Below are 1,010 nucleotides of genomic sequence, written 5' to 3'. Positions count from 1 at the left end.
GTGTATAAGAGACAGGGGTCAGGGGCCGGCCGGGGCGAGGGCCCCGGCCACCACCGAGGCCGCCTCCGAGATCAGCGCGTTGTCCCACTCGGCGCCCTCGACGTCCCGGGAGGAGAGGACCGCCAGGACCACCGGGTCGCCCTCCGGCGGCCACACCACGGCGATGTCGTTGCGGGTGCCGTAACCGCCCGCGCCGCTCTTGTCGGCGACGGTCCAGTCCTCCGGCACCCCCGCCGCGACGAGTTCGGCGCCGGTGACGTTGGTGAGCATCCACTCGGTCAGCAGCTCCCGCTCGGGTTCCCCGAGCAGGTCCCCGAGGAGCAGGGCCCGCAGGTCGGCCGCGAGGGCGCGAGGGGTGCTGGTGTCCCGCTCGTCACCGGGCACCGCCTCGTTCAGCGCGGTCTCGTACCGGGTCATCACGGTCACGTCGTCACCCCACCCGCGCAGGATGTCGTTCAGGCCCTTCGGGCCGCCGAGCGCGTCGAACAGCAGGTTCCCGGCGGTGTTGTCGCTGTGGCGCACCGCCGCGTCGCACAGCTCGCGCAGGGTCATGCCGACCCCGGCGTGCTCCTCCGTGACGGGGGAGTACTCGACCAGGTCCTCCTCGGTGTAGGGGATCACCTCCTCGATTCCCCCGACGCCGTATTCGAGCAGCACGGCCCCGGCGGCCAGGGCCTTGAAGGTGGAGGCGTACGCGAACCGCTCGTCGGCCCGGTGGGCGATCTCCTCGCCGGTGCCGGTGTCCACCGCGTACACGCCGAGGCGGGCGTCGTACCGCTCCTCCAGTTCGGCGAAGGCCCGATCCGGGGACTCTTGAGCGGGCGCTGTGTCGGGCGCTGTGTCGGGCGCTGTGTCGGTTTCGGTGGAGGGCGGGGCGGGGGCCGACGGCACGGCCGGGGAGGCGGTCCCGGCGCCACAGGCGGCGAGCGGCACCAGGACGAGGGCGCCCAGCGCCCCCGCCACGGCTCGCCGCACCCGGCCGGCGGCCCCGGACCGGCGGCGGGCGGTGG

1 protein-coding gene is annotated in these 1,010 nt (G+C 74.7%); it reads right to left on the bottom strand.

The annotated features are described in order from the left end of the window. Positions 1–18 precede the first annotated feature (18 nt). Positions 19–975 carry a class A beta-lactamase gene (bla, locus tag FOE67_RS26860; protein WP_182667417.1) on the bottom strand — a complete coding sequence of 319 codons (957 nt, stop codon included), beginning with the start codon at positions 973–975 and terminating at the stop codon, positions 19–21. Positions 976–1,010 lie beyond the last annotated feature (35 nt).

It is taken from the genome of Streptomyces calidiresistens (assembly GCF_014141525.1).
Classification (GTDB): domain Bacteria; phylum Actinomycetota; class Actinomycetes; order Streptomycetales; family Streptomycetaceae; genus Streptomyces; species Streptomyces calidiresistens.
This window is presented reverse-complemented; position numbering and strand designations above follow the sequence as displayed.